This window comes from Burkholderia sp. 567, assembly GCF_040545115.1.
In the GTDB taxonomy this organism is placed as follows: domain Bacteria; phylum Pseudomonadota; class Gammaproteobacteria; order Burkholderiales; family Burkholderiaceae; genus Burkholderia; species Burkholderia ambifaria.
This window is the reverse complement of the sequence record NZ_JBEPLG010000003.1, coordinates 557,460-580,685: the sequence shown is the minus strand read 5'-3', so window position 1 is coordinate 580,685 and position 23,226 is coordinate 557,460. Positions and strand designations below refer to the sequence as shown.

Genomic DNA, 23,226 nt, shown 5'->3' with positions numbered 1-23,226 from the left:
CAAGCTAGGGTATGGAATGTTTATAATGGGCCTATTAGCGTTGCTAATACTCTATTTTTCCCCATGCCCCGCAATCTCGATACGAGTCTGTTGCGCACCTTTGTCACCGTTTCGCGTCGCTCGACCATGACGGCGGCGGCGCACGCGCTACATCTGACCCAGGGCGCGATCAGCCAGCAGATCAAGCGGCTCGAGGAGTGCTTTGGCCAGCGGCTGTTCGATCGCTCGCAGGGGCGCCTGAAACTCACTGCCGCGGGCGAACGTCTGCTCGAGCGGGCGGAGCAGCTCGTGCGGCTCAACGATCGCATCTGGGACGACATGAGCGAGCCGGTATTTGCCGGCGTGCTGCGTGTCGGCGCGCCGTCCGATCTGGTCGGCACGTATCTCGCCGGCATTTTCAAGGCGTTTGCTCAGCACTATCCGCACGTCGAGATCGTGCTCGTCAATCTTGCGTCGGTCGAACTGTCGGCCGCGCTGCTCGATGGAAGAGTCGATATTGCGGTGATCGAGCAGCCGGCGAGCGAGCCGGGCGGGGAGCGCCTGCGCATCGAGCCGCTCGCGTGGGTCGGTGCGGTCGGCGGCAACGCGCACCTGAAACGGCCGCTGGCGGTGTCGATCGTCAGCGACGCGTGCGTGTTTCGCCCGGCATTGTTCGACGCGTTGACGCAGCACGAGATCGCGTGGCGGACGGTGTTTGAAAACGGCGACATCGAGGCGACGAAGGCGACCGTCCGGATGGACATGGCGGTGACCGCATGGCTCGCGTCGACGGTCCCCTCTGATCTGCAGACGCTGCGACCGGCGCAGGGTTTGCCCACGTTGCCGGATTTCGCCGTGACCTTGCATCTGCCGCCATCCGGAACCACGCCGCTCGTCGAGGAAATGGCGAACTTCATTCGCAACGGCTTTCTCCACGCGCCGTCCGTTGGCGATGGCATGTTGTCTGCTGCGGCCGATCGCGCGGCCTGAGCGCGTGCGTCGAATGCGACCGTCGCCGCCCGCCTGTAGGTCCTTCCAGTATCGCCACGCGTAGCCGCGCTATAGGATCGATGCCGAGATTCGGTTGACGGCATCGCGAAGTGTGCGTACGTACTGCACGCGTTGCGATGCGCGTTCGACCACACTTCGGCTTTGCGCCGCTTCCCCGTTTCCGCCAGTCGATTTTTCCCGAGGCATTCCATGACTATCTGGTTGCTGCAACTCATGCTCGTGATCGCGTGCTGCAACGTCTGCGGCCGTGTTGCCGAGCGGCTCGGCCAATGTGCGGTCGTCGGCGAAATCGCGGCCGGGCTCCTGCTCGGCCCTTCGCTGTTCGGCGCGATCGCACCGGATTTCTACGATGTGCTGTTCGGCCCGCGCGCGCCGTCGGCGATGGCGCAGGTCGGTGAGATCGGCCTGGTGTTGCTGATGTTCCAACTCGGGCTGCATATGGAATTCGGCGTCACGTTGCGCGGCGGCCGGTGGCGCGTGCCCGTCGCCGTCGCGATCGGTGGCTTGTGCATACCGGCCGCGATCGGCATGGTTATCGCGATCGTGTCGAAGGACACGCTTGCGATCGACGCACCGTGGCTGCCGTACGTGCTCTTCTGCGGTGTCGCGCTCGCGGTGTCGGCTGTGCCGGTCATGGCGCGCATCGTCGACGATCTGCGGATCGGCGCGATGAGCGGCGCGCGGCACGCGATGTCCGCGGCGATGCTGACGGATGCGCTCGGCTGGATGTTGCTGGCGACGATCGCGTCGCTGTCGAACGGGCCCGGCTGGGCCTTCGCGCGCATGCTCGCCAGCTTGCTCGTGTTTCTGGCGGTGAGTGCGTTGCTGGCGCGCTTCGTCGTTCGCCCGCTGCTCATGCGGTTGGCGCAAACGGCGCACGCGACGCGCGACCGGCTGGCGGTGTTGTTCTGCTTCGTGTTGGCGTCGGCGGTCGCAACGTCGCTGATCGGTTTCCATAGCGCATTCGGGGCACTGTCGGCGGCGCTGTTCGTGCGTCGCGTGCCGGGGCTGGACGTCGAGTGGCGCGAGAACGTCGAGGGCTTCGTGAAGCTCGTGCTGATGCCGGTGTTCTTCGCGTACGCCGGGTTGCACGCGTCGATCGGGATGATCGACGATGCGTCTTCGTGGATGTGGTTCGGCGTGTTTCTCGCCGGCGGGTTCGCGGGCAAGTTCGGCGGCAGCTACATCGGTGCGCGCGTGACGGGGCTTGCGCCGCGCGACGCGATGCTGGTCGGCTCGTTGATGAATACGCGCGGCTTGATGGAACTGATCGTGCTGTCGATCGGGCTGCAGATGCAGATTCTTCCGACCCGGGTTTATACGATCCTCGTCATATTCGCGCTGGTGACGACGGCGCTGACCGCGCCGCTCGTGCGGCTCACGCTGCGCGCGCATTCGCGCTCGGCCCCGGCGATGCAGATCGTCGGCGAGTGACGGGGGCGGCGCGCACGGGGAAGCGTATCCGGATGCGCGCCTCACCTCGCGACGACAGCGTCGATTGCGTCAATCGCGTACGACGGCGTCCCACGCACGCTTCAACCGGCGAGCGGCCTCTTCGGCGCTCTGTTCTCCGAGCATCGAGTACGACACGCGCAGCGTGTCGCGTTCCGGATCGGATGCATAGAATGCGTTGCCAGGCACGAACACGACCTTTTCGCGGATGGCCGCTTCGAGCACCTTTTCCGCCGGAACTTGCCGCGCGAAGCGGCACCACAGGAACATCCCGCCTTCGGGTTCGTTGAACGACAGGTCGTTGCCGAAGGCGTCGCGCAATGCCTTCGTCAGCGCGTCGCGGCGCGTGCGATAAGCGGTGCGCAGCACGTCGATGCGGGACGCCAGGCGGCCCGACGCGAGATAGCGCGCGACGATGTTCTGCGTCAGCGTCGACGTGTGCAGATCGAATGCCTGCTTCGCGACGGCCATCGGCGGACGCAGCGCCGCGGGCGGCACGATCCATCCGACGCGCACGCCGGGCGAGAAGACCTTCGACAAGGTGGACAGGTAGCACACGGTGCGGTTGCCGCCCGGCTGCTGCGAAGCGATCGACAGCAGGCTCGGGATCGCCGCGCCGCTGAAGCGCAACTGGCCGTACGGGTCGTCCTCGATGATCGCGCAACCGTGACGCTGCGCGAGTTCGACCAGGCGGATACGCTGCGCGAGCGGCATCGTATAGCCGGTCGGATTCGCGAAATTCGGCGTCAGGTAGATCGCCTTGACGCCGCCGCGCTTCAGTTCGCGTTCGACCTGATCGAGATCGAGCCCGTCCGGGCCGCCGTTGATGCCGTCGATCCGGGCGCCGATGAACTGGAATACCTGTAGCGCGGCGACATAGGTCGGCCGCTCGACGAGTACGCGATCGCCCTGATCGAACAGCACGCGCGCAACGAGATCGAGCCCCTGCTGCGATCCGGACGTGATCAGCATCGATTCCGGCGAAGCCGGTATGCCGAGCGTGCCGGCCCAGTTGCCGATTTGTTGGCGCAAGCCCGCTTCGCCCTCGGTGAGGCCGTACTGGAAGAGGTCGCGGTGCTCGTCGCGCAGGATGGCGCCGAGTGTGTCGTCGATGCCGTCCATGTCGAACAGGTCGGAAGCGGGGATGCCGCCGGCCAGCGAGATCACGTCCGGATTCTTGCTGAACTCCAGCAGCTCGCGCACTGCGGAGGACTTGATGCCACGCGCGCGCATGGCCAGCACGATGTCGTTCATGGAGGTGTCTGTTGTCGGAAATGCCGGCGCGCAGGGCCGCCGGAAGTGAAAAAGGCCGGCAGGTTCGTCGAACCGGCCGGCGGATGGGAAGTGTGTCGAGCGAATCGCGCGCGAAGCACGATTGCCGTCGCTCAATCGAACATGCGCCAGCCGTCTTCCTGGTGGATCAGGAACAGGCCCATCGTGCGTCGCGTCGACGTACAGCGCTCGATCGCATGCAGGTTCTTGCTCTGGAACAGCGTCAATTGACCGGGCTGCGGCTTCAGCATGATCTTCGCGGCCCTTTCGAGCGCGGCGATCGCACCGGTTTCACGATATTCGGCATGCATCTCATCGAGGGCGGCGCGCGATTCCGGTCGGTTGTCCCACATCACCATGCCTGCGTCGTTGTCGGCGCCCTGAATGGTCAGGAACCCGCCGAGCTGCCGTGGAAACGATCGCTTCAGCGGCCAGTTCGCGGTGTCGCGCCCGTAGCTCACGTCGTCGCAGTGCGGCGCGAAGTTGAACGGCGCCTCGAAGGGTTCGTACACGCGTCGCGTCGCCAGCAGGAACTCGACTTCGTAGTCGTGCCCGATCGTCAGCGGCCTCGCGTCCAGCGCATCCGCAAACAGGCGAACGAAGCGGGTCGTACGCAGGCCGTCGTTGACGCGACAGGCGATCCCGAAGTACTCCGCCGCCTTCGAAACGAGCTTGTCCCCCTGTTCGCGCTGGAGCTGGCCGAGCGTGACCGACGTGGCGACGATACCCGCGTGGTGGGCGTTTTTCGTAAACGGCGAGCTCGAGAAGCCCTCGTCGTCCCACCATGCGTCGCGCTCGCCGTCGGGCACGATGTCCATGACGATGGCGTCGGCTTCGTCCGCATCGAGCGCTTGAACCGCCGAGGCGATGGTCATGCGCTCGGCGCGCGCCGCGGTGCCGAAGCGCATCAGTTGAGCTGGGTAGGTATGCTGCATGATGCCTCCACGTGTGCGGAATGATTAGGATTGCGGCATAAGGCAGTCGCCCTTGCCCAGTTCGGACAATGCCGGTTGCCTCAATAGACGGTACAACTCCGCTGGTTTCGGCTCGGATTCGGAGCGCCGGTATTTCGGAAACAGCAGCAGGCCGCTCGTGCCGGCGACGAGCGGCGCGCCGTCCCGCGTGCCGAGACGATCGCCGGCCCGGACCGGCTGGAAATTCCGCAAGCCTGCGTCGAGCCTGACCTCGCCGTCCGGATAGGGGACGATGTGCGCCCACGTATAGATCGGATTCGCGCATGCATCGACGGGCGGCAGCGAAGCGCCGTGCACGACCGCGCTGACGGTGGTGATCGCGTCCAGGCACACGCGCACGCCCGCCGCGATCTGGTAGAGGCCGAAGCCCTTCTGGCCAAGCTCGATGCTCAGCGCAACGCCGTCGCCCTGCTGGATGAATTCGTCCGACGTGCAGCCGCCTGCGGACGCGCTGGAAAAGGGCCTGCCCCAATGCGTGACGACGGGCGTGTCCGGTGCGATCGCATGCGCCAGTTGCAGGCTCGTCGGGTGGTAGTTGAAGACGAAGAACGGCGCTTCCGACGGCTCGATCGTCTGATGCAGGTCGACGCAGAAGCGCGCGCGCCTCATCACCGGCTCCATCTCGCGAGCGCGCCGGTCGTCGGCCGTGTCTCGTCCGGCGCGGCCGAACGTGCGGTTCAAGTCGCGTTCGACGAAGCGCGTGCCGCGCCGCGCGGCCTCGACGTTGCCCAGCAGAAAGCCGATCGACACCGACGGCGCCAGCACGCCGGCCTCCACGTAGCGGCAAAGCGCATTGAGCACGGGGAGTCCGGCGTATTCGTTGCCGTGCGTCAGCGCGATGAACAACAGGTCGAATCGCGGCTCGTGTGCCGCGTTCGCGTGGGGCGGATGGATCACGAAGCCGAAGCGCTCGACACGCTCGACGCGCGCGCGACCGATCGTGCTCGATGCGGCGAACCGTTCGAACGCCGCGATCTCGGCCTCGAGCCGACTGCGCGCGGGGTCGTTACCCGCCGTTGAAGCGATGTCTGTCATCAGTGAAACATCCGCCATTGACCGTCGTGCCAGACGAGGAACGATCCGAGCGTGCGGCGCACGGTCGTGCATTGCTCGACCGCATGCATGACGCGCGTGTTGAGAATGTTCAGTTGTCCTGGCCGCCCGTTGATCGTGACGCTGCGCACGCGGTCCAGCCGGTCGATGCGGCGGGTTTGCGCGAATTCGCTCATCAGTTCGTCGAGCTCGGCGCGCGTCGCGGGCCGGTAGTCCCACATGACGAGGCCGGCGCTGTTTTCCGCATCCTGGACCGACAGGAAGAGCGAGATCTGATCGTAGCCTTCGTCGTAACCGTCCTTGATCGGCCAGTTCAGCGGTTCGCGGCCGAAGTGGATCGCATCGCAATGCGGCGGGACGCTGTAGAGCCCGTTGGGCACCGGCTGGTATTCCCGTTTGGACACGAGCGGGAGTTCGCCCCAGTCGCCGACCCGGACCGAACCGGCGCCGAGTTCGCGGACACACAGTTTGACGAATTCCGTGTCGCGCAGCGCCGCATTCGTGCGGCCTGCATAGGAGAAGTAGTCGATCAGACCGGGGATCAACTGCTCTTTCACCAGCCGCTGGGTCGGCCCGATCGCGAGCCCCGACTTGCCGGCGCCGGCGAAGCTCTGATGCTGCGTGACCGGCGGGAAGGCCGGATCGTCCCACCATCGGTCGAGCGCGCTCGGATCGACCAGATCGACAAGGACGGCGGCGGCCTTGCGATCGCGAATCAGCAATGCGGCATCGGCGAGCGTGAGATCCGCGCGCTCGACCTGCTTGTCGAAATCGTAGATTTCGGCGCGATAGTGCTTGTTCAAAGCGAATTCCTCCGGAGAGAAGGCGATTCAGGACAGTGATCTCGGGACTACCGTGCGGCCACGCTCATGGATTCGAGCAGTTTTTCGCTGAAGACGCGAAGACACGGATATTCGAACAGCAGGCGCACCGGCACGTCGTGGCCGAGCTGCCGCTCGAGCTGGGTGCTCACCAGCGCGGCGGAAATCGACGAGCCGCCGATCGTGAAGAAGTCGTCGTCGGGCGTCACGGCGTCGCGGCCGAGGACGCTCGCCACGACGGACGCGACGACGTGGTCGACGCGCCGGACATGAGGAATCTCGATAGGCTGGATCATGGGTTGGCACCGGTCGAATGACGAACGGCGCGCCGCGCCGTTCGCCGGTTTCATGGCCGCGGGTGCGGTCGGTCAGGCGTAGGACGGTTGCTGCGCGAAGCTGACGCCGCGTGCGTTGCGCTCGACTCGGCGGTTATGCCCGAATCGATCCTCGCCGGAGACGAGCACGACGCCGAACTTGTCGAGCGAGATCTTGCTGCCGTATTCGTCGACGGTGTCGGTGTCCGGATAGACCTTGACCGCGGCCGGCACGTAGCGGCTCGCGTAGCCGAGCCGGGTCTGGTCGACCGTCGAATTCGGAAACGACGAGTGCATCAGCGTCGACCAGAAGATCACGAATTGACCGGGCTTCATCACGATCGATACCGCCTTGCTCTCGTCCGGCTTCCAGTCCGGATCCTTCTGCAGGCTGCGATAGTCGTAGCCGAAGAAGCCGCGCTTGATGCCGTCCTTCTCGAGGGCATTGATGTTGGACGGATCGAATTGCATCTTCCGCGACTCGTCGTAGAACATCTCTTCATGCGTGCCCGGCACGAAGCGCAGACAGCCGTTTTGCTCGGTCGCGTCGGTCAGCGCCGTCCATACCGTGATCGCGCCGCCGAAACGCTGGTCGCCCGGCCACACGATCTGCGGCTGGCCCGACGCATGCGCGAACGTGTCGGCCTGATGCCAGTCGGTCCCTTCGTCGCCCGGATACTTCGGGAACATCTCCGAACGCCAGCAGATGACGTCGGGCCCGAGAATCGAGTTCAGCCGCTGGACGATTTCCTGCCGGCCGATATGCTCGCTCAGCAGATTGACGTCGAGGTGGCGATCGTAATTGGCGATCGGGCTCGTCGGCGGCAGGTCGTACACCGCGTATTCACGATCGAACAGCTGCGCGCGGATCGTCCTATAGCGCTCGCGCGCTTCCTCGGGCGAATACAGCGTGAACGGGCCGATGTAGCCTTGCGCGCGAAACGTGGCGATTTCCTCGGGCGTCAGTCGAAAGTTCTGCATGGAGGTGCTCCTGGTCGAATCGATTAAATGCATCCGCTTCGAACGGACGAAGCGGTGTTCGGGAAATGACGCACGCGCTTACGCGAGTTCGGCGGCCGCTGCTTCGTAGATGCCGGCCCAGCCGTCGATCGTGGGCGCAGCCATCAGCTTGCTGGTCGGCACCCGCACCTGCAGCCGGTTTTCGACCTGAATCTGCAGTTCGACGATCGTCAGCGAGCTGGCGCCCCGGTCGAAGAAATCCTCGTCGCCGCGCAAGTCGGCGAAGCCGAGCGTGTCCCGGCAGGTCGAGGCGATCATGTCGGGGATGGCAACCGTTTTTTCAGTCATTACGTTCTCCGGATTTTCAGATGGGACTTGCGAGTCGAACCCGATCGACCTTGCCGTTCGCGTTGACCGGTAGTTCGGCGCACACGGCGATGGCGTCGGGAATCATGAAACCAGGCACCAGCTTGCGCAGTTCGGCGCGAATGAACGCGGGCATGTTGTCGCGCTGTTCGTTGGTCTGGACCGTGGCGACCAGCAACTTTTCGCCGTTCGGGTCTTCGCGAACCTGCACGACGCATTCCTCCACGCACGGCAAGCGCGCGACGAGTTGCTGCACCTCGTCGAGGCTGACGCGGTAGCCGCGGATCTTCGTGAGCCGGTCGCGCCGACCGACGAATTCGAGCGCGCCGTCCGCACGGCGCCGGACGATGTCGCCGGTGCGGTAGAGCCGGCCAGGCCCGGACGGATCCGGCACGAAGGCCGCACGGGTCGCGTCGGGGTTGTTCAGATAGCCGAGCGCGACGCCGTCGCCGCCGGCGTAGAGCTCACCTTCCTGCCCGTCCGGAACGGACGCGAGATCGCCGTCGCCGCGCACGACATGCACCGACGTGCCGGTCACGGGCGTGCCGATCGGTACGACGCCGTCGGGCCGGTTGTCGCGCGTCATCACGTGGCAGCACGTAAACGTGGTGTTTTCGGTCGGGCCGTATCCGTTGACGACGGTGATGTCGGGGAACGCATCGAGCGCGGCATTGACCGCGTCCGGGTGCAGCGCGTCACCGCCCGCCAGCAGTACACGCACGCCGGTCAGCATGGCCGGATAGCGGCGCACGACGAGATGAAACAGCGCGGCGGTCAGCCACATCACGCTCACGCGCTGTTCGCGAATCAGCTGCGAAACCGCATTGGGGTCGAAGACGGCGCCGTCGTACACCACGAGGCGAGCGCCGTTCAGCAACGCGCCCCAGATCTCGAACGTCGACGCATCGAAGGTGATCGGGGACAGCAGCAGGAACGCATCGTCCGGTTGGATCGCGATGTAGTTCGGCCGATCGACGAGCCGCACGACGCCGCGATGCGGCACCACGACGCCTTTCGGCTTGCCGGTGCTTCCCGACGTAAACATCACGTAGGCCGGTGCGTCGGCTCCGTGCGACGCGGTGGGCGGCGGAGCGTCGGCCGATCCGTCGTTCGCGAGATCGGCGACGTGGATGACCGACAGACCCGATTCGCGCAGCGTGTCGTCGCCGGCGGCCGCGATCGCGTGCTGCGCCGCACTGTCACGTGCATACGCGTGCTTGACCGCAGCGGGGTAGTTCGGATCGAGCGGGACGAAGATCGCGCCGAGCTTGACGATCGCCAGCATCGCGATCACGGCGTTCGAGCAGCGCGGCAGCATCAGCAGCACGGGCGCGCCCTGCGTGACGCCGTGCCGCGCAAGCACCGCGGCAAGCCGGTTCGCGCAGCGGTCGAGTTCGCGGTAGGTGAGCGGCGGCACGTGCGCCGTTCCCTCCAGTGCGATGCGCTCCGGCGTGCGGCGCACCTGCTCGGCGAAGCGGCCGTCGATGGTCGAATGGTTCATTGAACAGGTTCCGATCGGTTGGCTTGCGTTCCGAAGAATTGCAGCAGCGTGTCGGTCATGGCCGGCTGCGCGCGACACAGCTCGTAATGGTCGCCGTCGAATTCGTGCACGCCGGTCGCGTCAGGCAGGTGCGCCACGATGATGTGTGCGCTTTCCGGCAGCACCTGTCGATCGCTTCGCGTCGCGATCACGAGCGTCGGCTGCGTGACGGTGGCGGCTTCGTCGAGGAAGTCGGTGCGCCGGTACGCGACGTAGTTCAGTCCGTAGCGGTGCAGGTGCGCCGCGCTCGAGAACGGCACCGAGATGAACGAATGAAATTCGGATTGGGGTGCGCTGCGGCCGGACGAGATCTTGTCGAACAGCATGCCGGCCATTTCCTTGCTCGTCGCCGCGACCGGCAGGAGCACGTCCACTTCGCGCTGGAAGCTGCTCGGCGGACAGACCGACGGCTTCAGCATGAATTCGCCGCACACCAGCGCGAGCCGGCGGACGCTGTCGGGGTAGCGGGCGGCGGCCAGCAGGCCGACGCCGGCGCCGGAGCAATAGCCGATCACATCGATCGGGCCGTCGTGACCGACGCGGTCGTTCGCATGCGCGGCAACCGTCACGAGATCGCGCACGTGGTATTCGACGTCGAATGCGTCGTCGGTCGCATCATCCTGCAGGTCGAGCACGAACCGCGATTCCCACGTGATCACATTGAAGTGCGGCTTGAGCGCGTTGCACAGTCGTTCGACCATCGCATGACGCACGCCGAACGGCAAAACGAGCATCAGGTTGCGGCGGCCGGTCGAGCGTTCCGTATGAAACACTCGCAGGGGCCGACCGTCGAAGGCCGGAATGGTCTCTCGCTGCATGGGGCGAATATCGTAGGGAAGGAAGGGCGTCGCCGCGTCGCGCGGGACGGCATGCGTTGGGACCGCAGCCGGCCCGATTTCAGCTCGGCGTCGGCGTGCGCGGACAGTCGATACCCAGCGACGCGCACGTGATTTCATCGATCTCGATCCAGCACGCGAACACCGGCTTTCCGTCGATGATCTGCGGCGGCGCGGCACGGTGCGCGTGAACGTTCAGGCGCATCAGCAGCCGTTCGACGCCGAGCGGCGACACCGTGATGAGCCGTCGAACGCCGTTCGAGCGCGCGAATTCCACGACGTCCGCCAGCAATCTCCGCGTGTTTGCATGCGCGCGCTTGAGGCCGCCGGAATCGGCGCCGAGGATGTAGGACGAAAAGCGCGAGAGTTCCCAGATATCCGGCGCATTCGGCACGGGTGCCGCGCCCATCAGCCCGGGAAAAACCTCGCTCAGCAGGTACGGCCGGGTCGTCGGCAGCAGTCGGGCGCACGAGCAGATCGCGCCGCTTTCCTCGCGACCGAAGATATGGATAGTGTCCGGTCGATCGAATTGATCGAACTCCTGCTGATTGACTACCGGAAGCTGCCAGCCCAGCTTCTCGATGAAGATTGCGTGTCGATACGACGCGAGTGCCGCGAGGTTCGATGCGGACAGTTGCGACGCGTTTCCGATAGTGGTTTGGTGCATGTGCGAACTCCAATGGACGTACGCATTAAATGCGAAATGGAGGACGCGTCGAAACTGCAACTTTTTACAGGACCGGCAGGGCGAGATGCGCGCGGACACTAACGGTCCACGGCAGCGTATTGATCCAGTCCGCGAGCAGCGATCGGGTGTGGTCGGGCCCGACGTCGTAGCCTCGTGCGCATACGATCATCACGTTGGAGGTCACGCTGTTCGGAAACATTCGGCAAGTGCGATCGCGATCCGTCAACCAGGCCCAGCCGAAGGTCATCGGCGGGCGCCAATTGGTATCGATCCATTCGCAATGGCCGGCGTGGCACGCGGGAAGGCCGAGATCCCATGCGTCGCTCAGTACGCGTTCGTCGCACGCTGCATAGAGCAGCGCGAGCGTGATCGATGCGAGCTGCGTCGCGGACACGCGGACGTATCCGTCGTGCGAACACGTGTCGAAGTAAGCCGGCATCGCATGTCCGTCCGGTTTCAGATCCAAGAGCAACCTCCTTGTTTGGCGTGTGTCCCGGCCGCTGCGCGCATCGCGCGCGAATGACGACCGTTACCTTCAAACATGGGCGGACGACTGGCCGCGCGGCGTCGCCACGGCAGGCCGGAAGCGGAACAACATCGATGCGGAACGGATCGGATCGCGCGGCGGGAAGTAGCCGTTGGCGCGACGATGTGCGGTGTGATGCCGGAGGTGATCCGGCTGAATCGCGGTGATCCGGACGGGATTGGTTCGGATACCAAAAAGGCCATGAGGCCGCGCCATCCGCCGTGATGCAACTCTGCGGACTCGATGCCATGAATGGCTGGATTTGGAGGACATTCTGCGACTAACCGTGGCGACGCGCAATTCCTTTGATCCTGCAAAAAACTACAGCTGACGGTCGGTGCCGGATATCTGCATCATCGCGACAGACGGATTGGCCGGCCGCTTCACGGCATGGCCCGACGCGGGCACGCAACGCCCGGTCGACCGCGGCGAAGCGACAAATGGAGCGTGGCGTGATCGACGTAGCGGATATTGAGGTACGAAATTTTGACAGCACCGACATCGACGGCTTCATCGCGTACTGGTACGACAGCGGCGACAGCCATCTGATCGAAATGGGCGTCGATCCGGCGCGGCTGCCCGGCCGCCGTCAGATGCGCGACATGCTCGCGCTCAACATCGAGCGGGACGCGCGCGCCGACATTCCGCGCAACGCGATCCTGAGCGTCGCGCTGAAAGGACAGACCGTAGGCGTGCACGAACTCACGCATCTCGAACCGCGCGTCGGCGGGGTGCCGGGACAGTACGTCAGCGGCGTCATGCACGCGCATATCTGGAGCCCGGAACATCGGCGACTCGGCATCGGCATCGTGTCGTACGTGAAGGCGATGGCGGCATTCTTCGCGCGCTTCTCGCTCGATTCGATCCGGTTCGAGTCGCCGGCCGACAACGTGGGCGCCAATCGGGTCAAGGCGCGGCTCGGCATCGACGCGCAAGGAGAGGGCGTGTTCGATCTGCCGATCCTGCGCACGCCGCTGCGTACGGTCAGGTATTGCGTGACGCGGGATCAGCTGCCGGCCATTACCGCACGCATGGAAGCGCTGTGGGAAGCGAGGCGGCATACCGGCTCGCCTGCTTGACGTACGCGTCCGGCGCGTGGCCGGCGCGTGCTCGACCGATGAACCCGACCTCCCGACCCTCACACTCATGACCCCGACCGCTGCGTTGAAAGTCTTCATGCCGGTCCGCGCGCCGCGTATCCGGCTCGTGTGCTGCTCGTACGCCGGCGGCAACGCGTCCGCGTACGCCCATTGGCATGCCGGGTTGCCGGACGACGTCGAAGTGTGCGCGGTCGAACTGCCCGGGCGCGGCGCGCGCTTTCGCGAACCACCGTTGCGCACGATGGGCGCGCTCGCCGACCACGTCATGGCAAGCCTGCTTTCCCTTGCCGACGCGCGCATCGTGCTGTTCGGACACAGCATGGGCGGCGCGCTGGCGCTCGAGCTGGCGAGCCGGCTCGTCGACCTCGGCATGCCCCCGTCGGCCCTTGCCGTGTCCGGATGCGCGGCGCCGCATCTGCCGTCGCGACGCCGGCGCCGGCTGCACGATTTGCCCCGCGACGAGCTGGTGCAGGAACTGAATCTGCTGGAAGGACTGCCTGCGGGGATGCTGGATGCGGATGCCTTCATCGATCTGTTCCTGCCGACGATCCGTGCGGACCTCGAGTGCCGGGAAACCTGGCGTGCGGCGATTCGCGCGGTGCCGGTGCCGGTCCATGTGCTCGCCGGTGCCGACGACGCGCTGGTCGCACTCGATGATCTGGGCGAATGGCAACGGTATTCGTCGTTGCCGATCCGAATGCGCGTGTTCGGCGGCGAGCACTTTTTCATCGACTCGCATCGCGCGGAGGTGCTTGCGCATCTGCGTGAAATCCTCGGCGAGCCGCCGACGCCGGCCGGCGGTGGTGCGGTGAAGCGGGCATCGACATCAACCGCCGAACGGATCGCCTAGAAGACAACCGAGGAGACGACACGTGGAGACCCTGCAAGCGGCATCCCCGGTAATCGGAAAAAATGCAGTGAGGACACCGGAGGATTTCCGAAACATGCCCGACGAATACCGGACGCTCGCCACGCATCTGATGATGGTGCATACGGAGGGGGAGCTGACCGGCGCGGACGACTACACGCAGGTGTTCTACAACCTTGCGCCGAATGCCTACGAGAAATTCGTTTGCTGCGAGCGTGCGGCCGAGGAGGTGCGGCACTACGAACTGAGCGCCGAGGTGCTGGCAGGCCTGAACGTCGATACGAGCGCGATGCTGACGCAGCATTTCCAGGCGCGTCCGTATTACGCGAACGAATTGGTGCGCGGCGTACGAAACTGGATGGAACGGGGCATCTTCTCGTTCCTGGGCGAGGCGGTCGTGCTCGAGCATCTGCTCGAGTTTCAGGAGTCGAGCTACGCGCCGTTCAGCGAGATTTTCGTGAAGCAGATCATCAAGGACGAACACGTCCATGTCGCGCACGGGTTCCGCATCATTCGCGACGCATGCGCATCCGACGCGGGACGGCAGCAGGCCCAACAGGCGCTCGACCGTCTGTGGCCGCATATGCTCGGGCTGTTCGGGCGGGACGAATCGAAGCGGTCCGCGTTGTACGTCAAGTGGGGGCTGCGAAAGACGACGAACGGCGAGCTGCGACGCCATTTCGTCCGCAAGATCCTGCCGAAACTCGCCGCGCTCGGGCTTGTGGTGCCGGAGATGGCATCCCGCGACGGGGCGCTGTCATGATCGACGCTCGCGACATCAAGGCGCGGCGCAAGGAGTTGATCGCCGACCGGCTGCCGGCGCTGCTCGAACAGGATCCGGCACTGGCCGCGCGCTTCAACGAGGTCCGGCGATTTTCGTCGCTGGTCCGCGCATCGGAGTATCACCTGACCAATGCATGCAATATCCGGTGCAAGGGCTGTTGGTTCTTCGAGTTCGGTCATGACCAGCAGTCGCACGAAGTGAAGTCGATCGGGCAGTGGCGAGCATTCGTCGCCGCCGAACGCAAGCGGCGCGTGAACTGCGCGCTGTTGATCGGCGGCGAGCCGACGCTATTTCGCGACCGGATCGAGGCTTTCGTCGACGAAATGCGCTACGTGTCGATCTCGACGAACGGCTTGAAGCCGCTGCCGAACATCGCACCGTTCGAGCGCGTGACGGTGTTCATCTCGTTGTTCGGCGGCGGCCCGCTCGACGACGCGCTTCGCGCGATTCGGCCGGGCGGCAGCCGCTTCGAAGGCTTGTTCGAAACCGCGCTCGACAACTATCGGGACGATCCGCGCGCCACGTTCGTATTCGCGGTGACGGAAGACGGCATCGGCCATATCGAGCCGACGGTGCGGCGCATTCGCGACAACGGCAACGTCGTCACGTTCAACTTTTACAGCAAGTACGACACGGGCCACCCGTTGCGGATGGAAAACGGTCGACGTGTGCTGGCCGAAATGTTGCGCGTCGCACGCGCCTATCCGGACACCGTGCTGAACCATCCCGCGCATATCGAGGCAATCGTCACCGGCCGCGCATGGTGCGGCGAGTTCGGCTACGACGTGTGCCCGAGCGTGAGTCAGGACCATCCGGGCAATGTGGAACGATTGACGAACGGCCACGCTGCGCTGCCGATGTTCAACACGTGGAAGCCGGATCTGCAGACCGTCGAATTGTGCTGCACGTCGGGGCATTGCGGCGATTGCCGCGACAGCCAGGCCGTCTACAGCTGGCTGATGGTGAGCCTCGACAAGTCGCTCGATAGCATCGAGTCGCTGCGGACCTGGGTCGGCGTGGCCGAGTGTTACTGGAAGCAGTTCATCTGGTCGCCGTTTCGCGAGGCGCCGCGGGCCGATGTTCCGGACGATACCGTGCCGCTAGCCGTAATGCCGGCCCGGCAGCCCGAGGCAGTGCAATGACGGCGTCCCATGCCGGCTGGGCCGCCGAGGCGCTCGACATTCCCGGGCCGGCCGACGCGCGCGCGCAATGGCAGGCGTGCCTCGGGGCGATGCCGATCATTGACCATCTGGGCGCATCGCTCGACCTGTCGGACCCGCGGATCGTTCGACTGGCGCTGGTGGCGCGTACGCAAGCGCACGAGGGCGGACTCGGCACGGACGCGCTCAACGGCGCGATCATCGCAGGCCTGCTCGATTGCGCGATGTCGGTGACCGGCGTGCTGCACATGCGGGGCCGTACGTGCGGCACCGTCCAGATGTCGATCCAGTTCATGAAGCCGGTCCGGACGGCCTACCCGGTCGTCGAATGCGTGGCGATGCGACGCTCGGCCAGCGTCGTGTTCGTCGAGGCGCGGCTGACCGAAGGGCGGGGCCGCTGCAGCGTGCTGGCCACCGGCGTGGTCGGAGCGGCTACGCTGGCGCAGCGCGCGTCCGGCCGCGACGGCCGCAGTAATTGGTCGGAACGGGCAGCGCTGGCTGCGCTGCTCGAGAAGGATCAGACCGCTGCGTGACGGGGACGCATTGTGATGCGGGCCGCGCGCGACGCGCAAACATGGAGCGCCGTTCACTTGCCCCAGGCCGCGCCGGATGTCGCGGCGTCGATCGAGCGCGCCGCTGTCAGGCCCGGCCGATCACGACGCGCCGCGATTCTTTTTCCCGGCCGGCGTGCTGCCCGCCGCCGGAAACGCGCCGAAGCCGCGCGGGCGTTTCGGTTCGATCGCCGTGTTGCCGATCACGTGCCGGAAATCGATCTCGTGCGCGGCGAGCGCGCCGATGAGGGTCGCGATGACCGCGAGGTGGGAGGGGACGGTGCCCTTGCTCGAATAGTTCGTGATGGAGCTTTCGTTCATCCGGATCAGACGGGCGAATTCCCGCGCCGTCAACTGCGCTTTCTTCAACTCCTGTTGAAATTCCGTATACGCCATTGCACACATGTCGCTTCATCTCCGCAAAACGCGAATCGACCCGGGCGGCGCCGGCGCCGACGGGTGGCGTGCCCGTCGTGCCGGCGTCGCCGCGGGTTACATCTTCACCTGGTCGAGGAAGGTCTTCTTGCCGCTCTTGTAGCCATAGATCGAGATGATCCCGTGCGTCAGGTCGCCCTTCGCGTCGAACGTCGTCGTGCCGATCACGCCTTCGTACTTCGTCGACGGCATCGCGGCGAGCACCTTCGCCGGGTCGGTCGAGTTCGCGCGCTTCATCGCGTCGACCGCGATGTAGACCGCGTCGTACGCGAACGGCGCATCGAACTTGATGCCCTGGTTGAAGCGCTTCTGGTACTTCGCGAGGAATGCCGCGCCGCCCGGCATCTTCTCGAGCGCGGCGCCCGCCTGCGAGCACAGCACGTTGTCGGCGGCCGGGCCGGCCAGCTCGGCCAGCGAGTCGGTGCACACGCCGTCGCCGGACAGGATCTTCGCGCGCAGGCCGAGCTGCCTTGCCTGCTTCGCGAGCGGGCCGCCGGTGGCGTCCATGCCGCCGTACATGATCGCGTCCGGGTTCTCGCCCTTGACCTTCGTGAGAATCGCGCGGAAGTCGACGGCCTTGTCGTTGGTCGCGTCGTGCGACAGCACCTTCAGGCCGAGCGCCTTCGCCTTCTTCTCGAATTCGTTCGCGAGGCCCTGGCCGTACGCGGTCGAATCGTCGATCACCGCGACGCTCTTCACACCCTTCGACTGCGCGTAGCTCGCGAGCGCCGGACCTTGCTGCGCGTCGGTCGCGACCACGCGGTAGGTCGTTTTGAAGCCCTGCTGCGTATAGGTCGGATTCGTGGCCGACGGCGAGATCTGCACGATGCCCGCGTCGCTGTAGATCTTCGACGCCGGGATCGACGTGCCCGAGTTCAGGTGGCCGATGACGGCGACGACCTTGTCGTCGACGAGCTTCTGCGCGACCTGCGTGGCCTGGCGCGGGTCGGCCGCGTCATCCTGCGCGTCGAGCTGCAGCGTGATCTTCTTGCCGCCGATCGTCAGGCCCTTCGCATTGATTTCCTCGACCGCGAGGCGCGCACCGTTCTCGTTGTCCTTGCCCAGGTGCGAAATGCCGCCCGTCGTCGGTTCGACGCTGCCGATCTTCACGACCTGATCGGCCATCGCGCCCGACGCGGCCGCGAATGCGGCGGCTGCCAGCGCGACGGTGATCAGGGGTTTGCAGCGCATGCCGACAGTGCTTCGTTCCATCTGCCATCTCCGTTGATTGATATTTCTAGCGCCGTCCGGCCGCTTGCGCGCCCTTGTGAGGCGATCGACGTGCCGGACGAATTTCTATGACCCGTGAGGGGGCCGGCTTGCATGCCGCCGGCTCTCGACGTCGACGGAAAACGCCGGCGCCGAGCGGTTCCCGAGCGAGCGGGATGCTTTCGTCAGACGACACGCAATTGGTATGAATATATCCGAACGCGTATGCGCCCGCTGCGCCGAATTGCGTAGCCTTGCGCAAATGTGAGGCGATCGCGCCATTGTTGCGCCGGCCCGTCGTGCAGGTTGGTGGCCGTTTCGCGCCGCTGTCGATTGCTCCGATTATTCGACCGGGCCGATGCCGATGGCCATGGACAGTGCGATGCAATCAATCGCGAACTGTTCGGTCGGTTTGTCTGCACACTTTCATCGCCTTCTTTTTGATGCAACTAACGGTCGAGCCCGGCCGCGTCGGCGAATTGGTGCGGGTCGATATGAGCGGCGTGTGCGTTCGGCTTTGCAGACAACCGGGTTCGACATGGTCGGATCGTTCTTCGGATCGGTCTTTGCCGTGCGAAGAATCCGCGAGCCTACGTCCGTCCGCGCAACGCGACGAATATCACGCCCGCAATCGCCAGCAGCCCGCCGCACACCGTCTCGATGCCGGGCCGCTCGCCCGTCAGCGCGATCGACAACGCCGTCGCGACCGCCGGCGTCAGATAGAGAAAATTGGCGGCGCGCGCCGCGCCGAAGTAACCGAGCGCGACAGTCCAGGTTGCGTAACCCAGCGCGGCGGGAAAGACGCCGAGCACCAGCACCGCCAGCATCGTGTCGTGCGACGCGTCGCCGAGCGACACGACCGCGCCGGGCAACCATGGCGTGAGCAGCAGCGCGCCGGCCAGCAGCGTATACGCGGCGCAGGGCAGCGCGCCGTACACGGGAATCAGCCGCCGCTGCAGCACGAAATAACTGGCCGAACACAGCGCCGCGCCGACGATCAGCGTGCTCCCCGAGCCGAGCACGAGCCCGCCGGGTTGTCCGTGCGCGATCACCGCGATGCCGGCCAGGCTAATCAGCGAACCGAGCCATCCCCAGCGATTGAAGCGTTCGTGCAGAAACACCGCGGCCAGCAGCGCCGTGAAGATCGGCAGCGTGTTCACGATGAAGCTCGCCGCGCCGGCCGACACGGTTTGCTCGCCGGTATTGAGCAGCGCGTTGTAGAGCGCGATGCCGAGAAACCCGCAGACGAGAAAGCGCAACGCGTCGCGTGTCGACGGCTTCGCAGGCCGCCGCCACGCCAGCCATGCGATCACCAGCACGGCCGCGGTCGCGAAGCGCGCGGCCGCGAGTTGCAGCGGCGCCAGCCCGTGCAGGCCGATCCGGATGAACGGGAAAGCGGAGGCCCACGAGACGATCGTGAACGCCACCGCGCCGGCCGCGACGAGCGGCTGTCGCGCGCTGCGCGACGAGGAGGAAAGGGTGTTCATGCGACAATGGTGCGGTGTAGCGAGATGTTAAGCTAGCGCACAGATCAACATCCGAATATGAATATGGCTCACAGCTCGGTGCGGCGCCGGGCCGACGGCTCGGCGCGCACGTCTCGGCGTGTGGCGGACGCGCTGCCGGCCGTCACGCCGGCACCCGGCTCGCGGCCGCCGCTGGCGAGCCTGGAGACAGTCTGCATGGTGGCGCGCCACGGTTCGTTTCTGGCGGCCGCCGACGTGTCCGGCGTCACGCACGGCGCGATCAGCCGGCGCGTGGCCGCCGTCGAGAACTGGCTGGGCATGGCGTTGTTCGAACGCCATGCGCGCGGCGTGCGCCTCACGCCGGACGGCCAGCGCTTCGTCGGCCGGATCGAACAGGCGTTCACGATCATCGACGGCGCGGCCGACCAGTGGCGCTCGCCGCGTACGCCGCGCCTCGTCAAGCTGAGTGTGGTGCCGGCATTCGCGCAGCTCTGGCTGTTCGAGCGGCAGCATGCACTCGAGAGCGAAGCGCCCGCGTTACGCATCGAGCTCGGCATCGACGTGCGCAACGTGGATATCGCCGCCGGCGAGGCGGATCTGTCGATCCGCTACGGGCGCGGCAACTGGCGTCAGCTCGAAACCCGCGAGTTCATGCCGGAGACGCTCCATCCGGTCGCGCATCCGCGGCTCGCCGCGCAACTGGCCGCGCTGCGCCGTCGAAGCGGCGACGCCGCGCTGCTCGAGATGCCGCTGCTGCACGATTCCGACGTGACCGGCTGGCGTACCTGGTTCGACGCGCTCGGCATTGCGTTCAAGCCGCGCGCGCAGGATCGCCGCTTCGAGGATTACAACCTGGTGCTCGCGGCGGCCGAAGCGGGGCTCGGCGTGGCGCTCGCGCGGATGCCGCTCGCGGATGCGTATCTCGAGCGCAGCGCGCTCGTCCGCGTGAGCCGGCACGAGGTCGAGTCGCCGCTCAAGTATCACTTCGTGCATGCGAAAGGCGAGAATCGTCCGGAGGTGCTCGCGCTGATGGAGCGGATGCGGGCGGCGCTGGGGCAGGCGGTACAGCCGCCGGCACGTGCGTCGAAGGGCGCCTGACGTCGCGGCGGCTCGACCCGGGATGCCGGATGATTGACAATGCGATCGCGGAAAAACGCGAAATCCGATAATGAATGAGAATCGACAGTTTCTGCAGACGTACGGATGCAGAGGGAGAGAGTGAGTAATGAATAGACCAGACAAGTCGTCGAAAGCGCGTGCGGCGCTCGACCAGCTGTTTTCGGGCATGGCGCCCGCGGACGCGCAGCAGCGCGCGTCGCGTCCGGGCAACCCGTTCGAAGCGGCAGGCGACCCCGCTGGCCCCGACGGCCGGGTCGAAGTCACGTTGTCGACGCGGATCCAGCTGCGCGGCTATCCGGGCGCGGATGCGTTCATGAAGCGCATGGCCGAAGCGTGGGGCCTCACGTGGGGTGCGTACGACGCGGTCCGCGCGACGGCGACGCTGCCGGCCGGCTGGCGTTCGCGCCGGCTTCCGGACGTCACGCAGATCGTCGACGAGCGCGACGTGCTGCGCGCGGAAAGCAGCCTGCAGGGCGGCGAGATGTCGTATCTGAAAGTGCATCCGCGCTACTACATCGATGCGCGCAAGGGGTTCGGCTGGGGCAAGTCGTCGAAGGCGTCTGACGATCCGGATGGTGACGGCCCGGACTGGAACTGCTACGTGATGGATCGGGAAAAGTCCGTCGAAGTGCACGAGCTGACGACGTCGTCGTCGAAGGCCGACATGGACAACGCGCGTGCGACGTTGCTGAAATGGCTCGACGAGCACTATCCGAAGCATCGCGATCCGTTCGCGTACTGGACGGACTGCGAACGTCCGTTGTAGGCCCTGCCTTGCGGCGGGTGGCCATCGCGGAGGGCGCTTGAAGCGGAACGGTCCGGTGCCGATTCTCTGGGCCGCGTTCGGCGCGGCGGTCGGCTCGACCGTCATCGAGCTGATGCTCTGGCCGATCGCCGGCGAGGATGCGATGCACAACCTGCTCCGCGATGCGCGCCTGACGGCCGCCATCGTGATGGGGCGAGCCGTGCTCGGCGCGTCCTCGGGGTTCGATCCGCTGATCATGGGCGTCGCGACGCTGGTGCACGCCGCGCTGTCGCTTGCGTATGCGGCCGTGCTGGCGAAGCTGGTCCGCAACCTGTCGCTCGGCGCCGCGCTGCTCGCGGGCGGCGTGTTCGGACTCGTTCTCTACGGCGTCAACCTGCACGCGTTCACCGCGATCTTTCCGTGGTTCGTTCCCGTGCGCGGCGCGATCACGCTAATCGCCCATCTTGCCTTCGGCGTGACCGCCGCGGGCGTCTACTGCATCGTGCGGCGCTCGCCGCGCGCCTGATCTGCGGCGGTTGCCGCGTCGCGCTTTCGCATCACGACCCCTGGAATAATCCGCCGTGCCCGGTCGTTCAATCGTCGGGTGACTCTATACGAAGCCGGCGCCGTGCGTGACGCCAAGGGTCGAATGGTCGGGGCACATCGCAACGTTCATCCGCCGCGCTCGGCATGATGCGACGTGCGCCGTCAGAACTTGTGGCGGATGCCGACGATCGCGAGTTCCTGCGTATCGGTGCCGGAGTTCACGCCATACGAGCCGACCGATGCCGCGGCCTTCACGATCGCGCCGCTCGCATTCAGCGTATTGCCGCTCGCCTTCTGGTAGCCGAACAGCGCATACAGGTCGGTGCGCTTCGACAGTGCGTAGTCCGCGCCGAGGTTCACCTGGTTGTAGTGCGCGGAGGCCGGGCCCGTCAGCGACGTGTAGTTGTAGCCGACACCCGCGCGCAGCGCCGGCGAGAACTGCCAGTTGAAGAACGCCGAGCCGTTGTTGAACTTCGCGTTCTGCGTGAAGGCCGACAGCGTGTCCGCGCCGTACTGCGTGTTCGAATACGCGAGGCCGAAGGTCGCCGGCCCGGCCACGTACTGGCCGGCCACGCGCACGATCTGGATCGACTTCGCGCTCGAGAAGCCCTGGTTGATCACGGTGTTGAACAGCGTGTCCGAACTGCTCGACCACGTGCGCACGCCGCTCGCGACCGTCGAGCCGCCGTTCGCGAAGAAGTAGCCGGCGCCGAGCGACAGCGGGCCGTTCGCATAGCTCAGGCCGAAGCTGTAGGTGCGGCCGCTGCCGGTCGCGCCCGCGACGCCGCCGAAGCCGTACAGCGCGGCGAACTGGAAGCCGGAGATCAACGGGCTCGTGTATTTCACCGAGTTGCTGACGCGCAGGCTGTTGTCGTAGTTGTCGAGATCGCCCGGCGTCGAGAACACGCCGCCGAAGTAGTTGTCCTCGGTGAGGCCCTGCACGAGATCGACGACCGGATCGTACTGGCGGCCGAGCGTCACGGTGCCGTAGGTGTTGCTCGCGAGGCCGACGACGGCCTTGCGGCCGAATTCGCGCCCGCCCTGGCCGAGCGCGCCGGTGCCGAGGTTGAAGCCGTTCTCGAGCTGGAACAGCGCGGACAGCCCGCCGCCGAGATCCTCGATGCCACGCAGCCCCCAGCGGCTGCCGGACAGGTTGCCGCTGCTGAACCTGACGAGGTTCGACGCATTGCTGCCGTTCGCGTTCCGCACGTTGTGCACGTAGGCGATGCCCGCATCGGCGATGCCGTACAGCGTGACGCTGCTTTGCGCGTGCGCGCCGGCGGCATGGAGCGAGGCCGGCAGGGCGAGCAGCGCGAATGTCCGGATTCGTTTCATGATTGGATTCCCCCGTTGGTCGATAGGTCTGACGAGTCGGTGAACGATACGGACGGCGCATCGTCAAGGGAACCAATAAATTGTCGGATCGTTATGAGGCGGGGCGGCGTATCGCG

The 23,226-nt window shown here is 65.9% G+C and carries 25 protein-coding genes; 10 read left to right on the top strand and 15 right to left on the bottom strand.

The window, feature by feature from the left end; all coding sequences use genetic code 11:
* Window positions 1-63 precede the first annotated feature (63 nt).
* Window positions 64-969 carry a LysR family transcriptional regulator gene (locus tag ABIC50_RS13095; protein ID WP_354164318.1) on the top strand — a complete coding sequence of 302 codons (906 nt, stop codon included), beginning with the start codon at window positions 64-66 and terminating at the stop codon, window positions 967-969.
* A 210-nt stretch (window positions 970-1,179) separates the two neighbouring features.
* Window positions 1,180-2,424 carry a cation:proton antiporter gene (locus ABIC50_RS13090; protein ID WP_354164316.1) on the top strand — a complete coding sequence of 415 codons (1,245 nt, stop codon included), beginning with the start codon at window positions 1,180-1,182 and terminating at the stop codon, window positions 2,422-2,424.
* A gap of 69 nt (window positions 2,425-2,493) precedes the next feature.
* On the opposite strand, the gene ABIC50_RS13085 is transcribed toward ABIC50_RS13090, so the two are convergent.
* From ABIC50_RS13085 to ABIC50_RS13035, 11 genes are all read right to left on the bottom strand, one after another.
* Window positions 2,494-3,696 carry an aminotransferase-like domain-containing protein gene (locus ABIC50_RS13085; RefSeq protein ID WP_354164313.1) on the bottom strand — a complete coding sequence of 401 codons (1,203 nt, stop codon included), beginning with the start codon at window positions 3,694-3,696 and terminating at the stop codon, window positions 2,494-2,496.
* Window positions 3,697-3,827: 131 nt separating this feature from the next.
* Window positions 3,828-4,649 carry a hypothetical protein gene (locus tag ABIC50_RS13080; RefSeq protein ID WP_354164310.1) on the bottom strand — a complete coding sequence of 274 codons (822 nt, stop codon included), beginning with the start codon at window positions 4,647-4,649 and terminating at the stop codon, window positions 3,828-3,830.
* 24 nt (window positions 4,650-4,673) lie between these two features.
* Window positions 4,674-5,723 carry a succinylglutamate desuccinylase/aspartoacylase domain-containing protein gene (locus ABIC50_RS13075; protein WP_354164307.1) on the bottom strand — a complete coding sequence of 350 codons (1,050 nt, stop codon included), beginning with the start codon at window positions 5,721-5,723 and terminating at the stop codon, window positions 4,674-4,676.
* Complete coding sequence (locus tag ABIC50_RS13070) at window positions 5,723-6,544, bottom strand: hypothetical protein (RefSeq protein WP_012372173.1); 822 nt, start codon at window positions 6,542-6,544, stop codon at window positions 5,723-5,725. Before ABIC50_RS13070 ends, ABIC50_RS13075 begins: the two co-directional genes overlap by 1 nt.
* Before the next feature lie 47 nt (window positions 6,545-6,591).
* Window positions 6,592-6,858 carry a phosphopantetheine-binding protein gene (locus ABIC50_RS13065; protein ID WP_006749752.1) on the bottom strand — a complete coding sequence of 89 codons (267 nt, stop codon included), beginning with the start codon at window positions 6,856-6,858 and terminating at the stop codon, window positions 6,592-6,594.
* A 72-nt stretch (window positions 6,859-6,930) separates the two neighbouring features.
* On the bottom strand, window positions 6,931-7,857 hold the full coding sequence (locus ABIC50_RS13060; protein WP_006749751.1) for a chlorinating enzyme: 927 nt from the start codon (window positions 7,855-7,857) through the stop codon (window positions 6,931-6,933).
* A gap of 78 nt (window positions 7,858-7,935) precedes the next feature.
* Window positions 7,936-8,184, bottom strand: a complete 249-nt coding sequence (locus ABIC50_RS13055; protein ID WP_165754248.1) for an acyl carrier protein — start codon at window positions 8,182-8,184, stop codon at window positions 7,936-7,938.
* Between the two features lie 16 nt (window positions 8,185-8,200).
* Window positions 8,201-9,703, bottom strand: coding sequence for an amino acid adenylation domain-containing protein (locus ABIC50_RS13050; protein WP_354164304.1), 1,503 nt, complete (start codon window positions 9,701-9,703; stop codon window positions 8,201-8,203).
* Complete coding sequence (locus ABIC50_RS13045; protein ID WP_354164301.1) at window positions 9,700-10,560, bottom strand: alpha/beta fold hydrolase; 861 nt, start codon at window positions 10,558-10,560, stop codon at window positions 9,700-9,702. The genes ABIC50_RS13050 and ABIC50_RS13045 overlap by 4 nt, the downstream gene beginning before the upstream one ends.
* A 79-nt stretch (window positions 10,561-10,639) precedes the next feature.
* Complete coding sequence (locus ABIC50_RS13040; protein WP_354164298.1) at window positions 10,640-11,245, bottom strand: acyl-homoserine-lactone synthase; 606 nt, start codon at window positions 11,243-11,245, stop codon at window positions 10,640-10,642.
* Window positions 11,246-11,309: 64 nt separating this feature from the next.
* Complete coding sequence (locus ABIC50_RS13035; RefSeq protein ID WP_041491786.1) at window positions 11,310-11,732, bottom strand: DUF4902 domain-containing protein; 423 nt, start codon at window positions 11,730-11,732, stop codon at window positions 11,310-11,312.
* Between the two features lie 512 nt (window positions 11,733-12,244).
* Between ABIC50_RS13035 and ABIC50_RS13030 the strand changes: the two genes are divergently transcribed.
* The 5 genes from ABIC50_RS13030 (at window position 12,245) to ABIC50_RS13010 (ending at window position 16,237) form a co-directional block, all read left to right on the top strand.
* Window positions 12,245-12,871 carry a hypothetical protein gene (locus tag ABIC50_RS13030; protein ID WP_354164295.1) on the top strand — a complete coding sequence of 209 codons (627 nt, stop codon included), beginning with the start codon at window positions 12,245-12,247 and terminating at the stop codon, window positions 12,869-12,871.
* Between the two features lie 16 nt (window positions 12,872-12,887).
* Window positions 12,888-13,742: a thioesterase II family protein gene (locus ABIC50_RS13025; RefSeq protein ID WP_354164292.1), complete on the top strand. Its 855-nt coding sequence runs from the start codon at window positions 12,888-12,890 to the stop codon at window positions 13,740-13,742.
* A 94-nt stretch (window positions 13,743-13,836) separates the two neighbouring features.
* Window positions 13,837-14,523: a Phenylacetic acid catabolic protein gene (locus ABIC50_RS13020; RefSeq protein ID WP_354164289.1), complete on the top strand. Its 687-nt coding sequence runs from the start codon at window positions 13,837-13,839 to the stop codon at window positions 14,521-14,523.
* Window positions 14,520-15,686: a radical SAM family protein gene (locus ABIC50_RS13015; RefSeq protein WP_354164286.1), complete on the top strand. Its 1,167-nt coding sequence runs from the start codon at window positions 14,520-14,522 to the stop codon at window positions 15,684-15,686. Before ABIC50_RS13020 ends, ABIC50_RS13015 begins: the two co-directional genes overlap by 4 nt.
* On the top strand, window positions 15,683-16,237 hold the full coding sequence (locus ABIC50_RS13010) for a PaaI family thioesterase (RefSeq protein WP_354164283.1): 555 nt from the start codon (window positions 15,683-15,685) through the stop codon (window positions 16,235-16,237). The genes ABIC50_RS13015 and ABIC50_RS13010 overlap by 4 nt, the downstream gene beginning before the upstream one ends.
* A 120-nt stretch (window positions 16,238-16,357) precedes the next feature.
* On the opposite strand, the gene ABIC50_RS13005 is transcribed toward ABIC50_RS13010, so the two are convergent.
* From ABIC50_RS13005 to ABIC50_RS12995, 3 genes are all read right to left on the bottom strand, one after another.
* Window positions 16,358-16,660: an XRE family transcriptional regulator gene (locus ABIC50_RS13005; RefSeq protein ID WP_354164280.1), complete on the bottom strand. Its 303-nt coding sequence runs from the start codon at window positions 16,658-16,660 to the stop codon at window positions 16,358-16,360.
* An 87-nt stretch (window positions 16,661-16,747) separates the two neighbouring features.
* Window positions 16,748-17,902, bottom strand: coding sequence for a branched-chain amino acid ABC transporter substrate-binding protein (locus tag ABIC50_RS13000; RefSeq protein WP_006756574.1), 1,155 nt, complete (start codon window positions 17,900-17,902; stop codon window positions 16,748-16,750).
* Window positions 17,903-18,489: 587 nt separating this feature from the next.
* A complete protein-coding gene (locus tag ABIC50_RS12995) occupies window positions 18,490-19,386 on the bottom strand; it encodes a DMT family transporter (protein ID WP_354164277.1) in 897 nt (298 codons plus the stop codon).
* 57 nt (window positions 19,387-19,443) lie between these two features.
* Here ABIC50_RS12995 and ABIC50_RS12990 point away from each other — a divergent pair, with 57 nt between their 5' ends.
* From ABIC50_RS12990 to ABIC50_RS12980, 3 genes are all read left to right on the top strand, one after another.
* Window positions 19,444-20,463 (top strand): LysR substrate-binding domain-containing protein, encoded by a 1,020-nt coding sequence (locus ABIC50_RS12990; protein WP_354164274.1) that lies wholly within the window; start codon window positions 19,444-19,446, stop codon window positions 20,461-20,463.
* Between the two features lie 127 nt (window positions 20,464-20,590).
* Window positions 20,591-21,250 (top strand): hypothetical protein, encoded by a 660-nt coding sequence (locus ABIC50_RS12985; protein ID WP_006749736.1) that lies wholly within the window; start codon window positions 20,591-20,593, stop codon window positions 21,248-21,250.
* A gap of 37 nt (window positions 21,251-21,287) precedes the next feature.
* The gene (locus ABIC50_RS12980; RefSeq protein WP_354164271.1) at window positions 21,288-21,755 is read left to right on the top strand and encodes a sodium:proline symporter; all 468 of its coding nucleotides are present in this window, start codon (window positions 21,288-21,290) and stop codon (window positions 21,753-21,755) included.
* Between the two features lie 182 nt (window positions 21,756-21,937).
* On the opposite strand, the gene ABIC50_RS12975 is transcribed toward ABIC50_RS12980, so the two are convergent.
* Complete coding sequence (locus tag ABIC50_RS12975; RefSeq protein WP_175676760.1) at window positions 21,938-23,110, bottom strand: porin; 1,173 nt, start codon at window positions 23,108-23,110, stop codon at window positions 21,938-21,940.
* Between the last annotated feature and the right edge of the window lie 116 nt (window positions 23,111-23,226).

What these genes read in the sequence shown, in the direction of transcription:
- ABIC50_RS13095 (WP_354164318.1), top strand. Translation starts at nt 64, where the DNA reads ATGCCCCGCAATCTCGATACGAGTCTGTTGCGCACCTTTGTCACCGTT.
- ABIC50_RS13090 (WP_354164316.1), top strand. Translation starts at nt 1,180, where the DNA reads ATGACTATCTGGTTGCTGCAACTCATGCTCGTGATCGCGTGCTGCAAC.
- ABIC50_RS13085 (WP_354164313.1), bottom strand. Translation starts at nt 3,696, where the DNA reads ATGAACGACATCGTGCTGGCCATGCGCGCGCGTGGCATCAAGTCCTCC.
- ABIC50_RS13080 (WP_354164310.1), bottom strand. Translation starts at nt 4,649, where the DNA reads ATGCAGCATACCTACCCAGCTCAACTGATGCGCTTCGGCACCGCGGCG.
- ABIC50_RS13075 (WP_354164307.1), bottom strand. Translation starts at nt 5,723, where the DNA reads ATGACAGACATCGCTTCAACGGCGGGTAACGACCCCGCGCGCAGTCGG.
- ABIC50_RS13065 (WP_006749752.1), bottom strand. Translation starts at nt 6,858, where the DNA reads ATGATCCAGCCTATCGAGATTCCTCATGTCCGGCGCGTCGACCACGTC.
- ABIC50_RS13060 (WP_006749751.1), bottom strand. Translation starts at nt 7,857, where the DNA reads ATGCAGAACTTTCGACTGACGCCCGAGGAAATCGCCACGTTTCGCGCG.
- ABIC50_RS13055 (WP_165754248.1), bottom strand. Translation starts at nt 8,184, where the DNA reads ATGACTGAAAAAACGGTTGCCATCCCCGACATGATCGCCTCGACCTGC.
- ABIC50_RS13050 (WP_354164304.1), bottom strand. Translation starts at nt 9,703, where the DNA reads ATGAACCATTCGACCATCGACGGCCGCTTCGCCGAGCAGGTGCGCCGC.
- ABIC50_RS13045 (WP_354164301.1), bottom strand. Translation starts at nt 10,560, where the DNA reads ATGCAGCGAGAGACCATTCCGGCCTTCGACGGTCGGCCCCTGCGAGTG.
- ABIC50_RS13040 (WP_354164298.1), bottom strand. Translation starts at nt 11,245, where the DNA reads ATGCACCAAACCACTATCGGAAACGCGTCGCAACTGTCCGCATCGAAC.
- ABIC50_RS13020 (WP_354164289.1), top strand. Translation starts at nt 13,837, where the DNA reads ATGCCCGACGAATACCGGACGCTCGCCACGCATCTGATGATGGTGCAT.
- ABIC50_RS13015 (WP_354164286.1), top strand. Translation starts at nt 14,520, where the DNA reads ATGATCGACGCTCGCGACATCAAGGCGCGGCGCAAGGAGTTGATCGCC.
- ABIC50_RS13010 (WP_354164283.1), top strand. Translation starts at nt 15,683, where the DNA reads ATGACGGCGTCCCATGCCGGCTGGGCCGCCGAGGCGCTCGACATTCCC.
- ABIC50_RS13005 (WP_354164280.1), bottom strand. Translation starts at nt 16,660, where the DNA reads ATGTGTGCAATGGCGTATACGGAATTTCAACAGGAGTTGAAGAAAGCG.
- ABIC50_RS13000 (WP_006756574.1), bottom strand. Translation starts at nt 17,902, where the DNA reads ATGGAACGAAGCACTGTCGGCATGCGCTGCAAACCCCTGATCACCGTC.
- ABIC50_RS12995 (WP_354164277.1), bottom strand. Translation starts at nt 19,386, where the DNA reads ATGAACACCCTTTCCTCCTCGTCGCGCAGCGCGCGACAGCCGCTCGTC.
- ABIC50_RS12990 (WP_354164274.1), top strand. Translation starts at nt 19,444, where the DNA reads ATGAATATGGCTCACAGCTCGGTGCGGCGCCGGGCCGACGGCTCGGCG.
- ABIC50_RS12985 (WP_006749736.1), top strand. Translation starts at nt 20,591, where the DNA reads ATGAATAGACCAGACAAGTCGTCGAAAGCGCGTGCGGCGCTCGACCAG.
- ABIC50_RS12975 (WP_175676760.1), bottom strand. Translation starts at nt 23,110, where the DNA reads ATGAAACGAATCCGGACATTCGCGCTGCTCGCCCTGCCGGCCTCGCTC.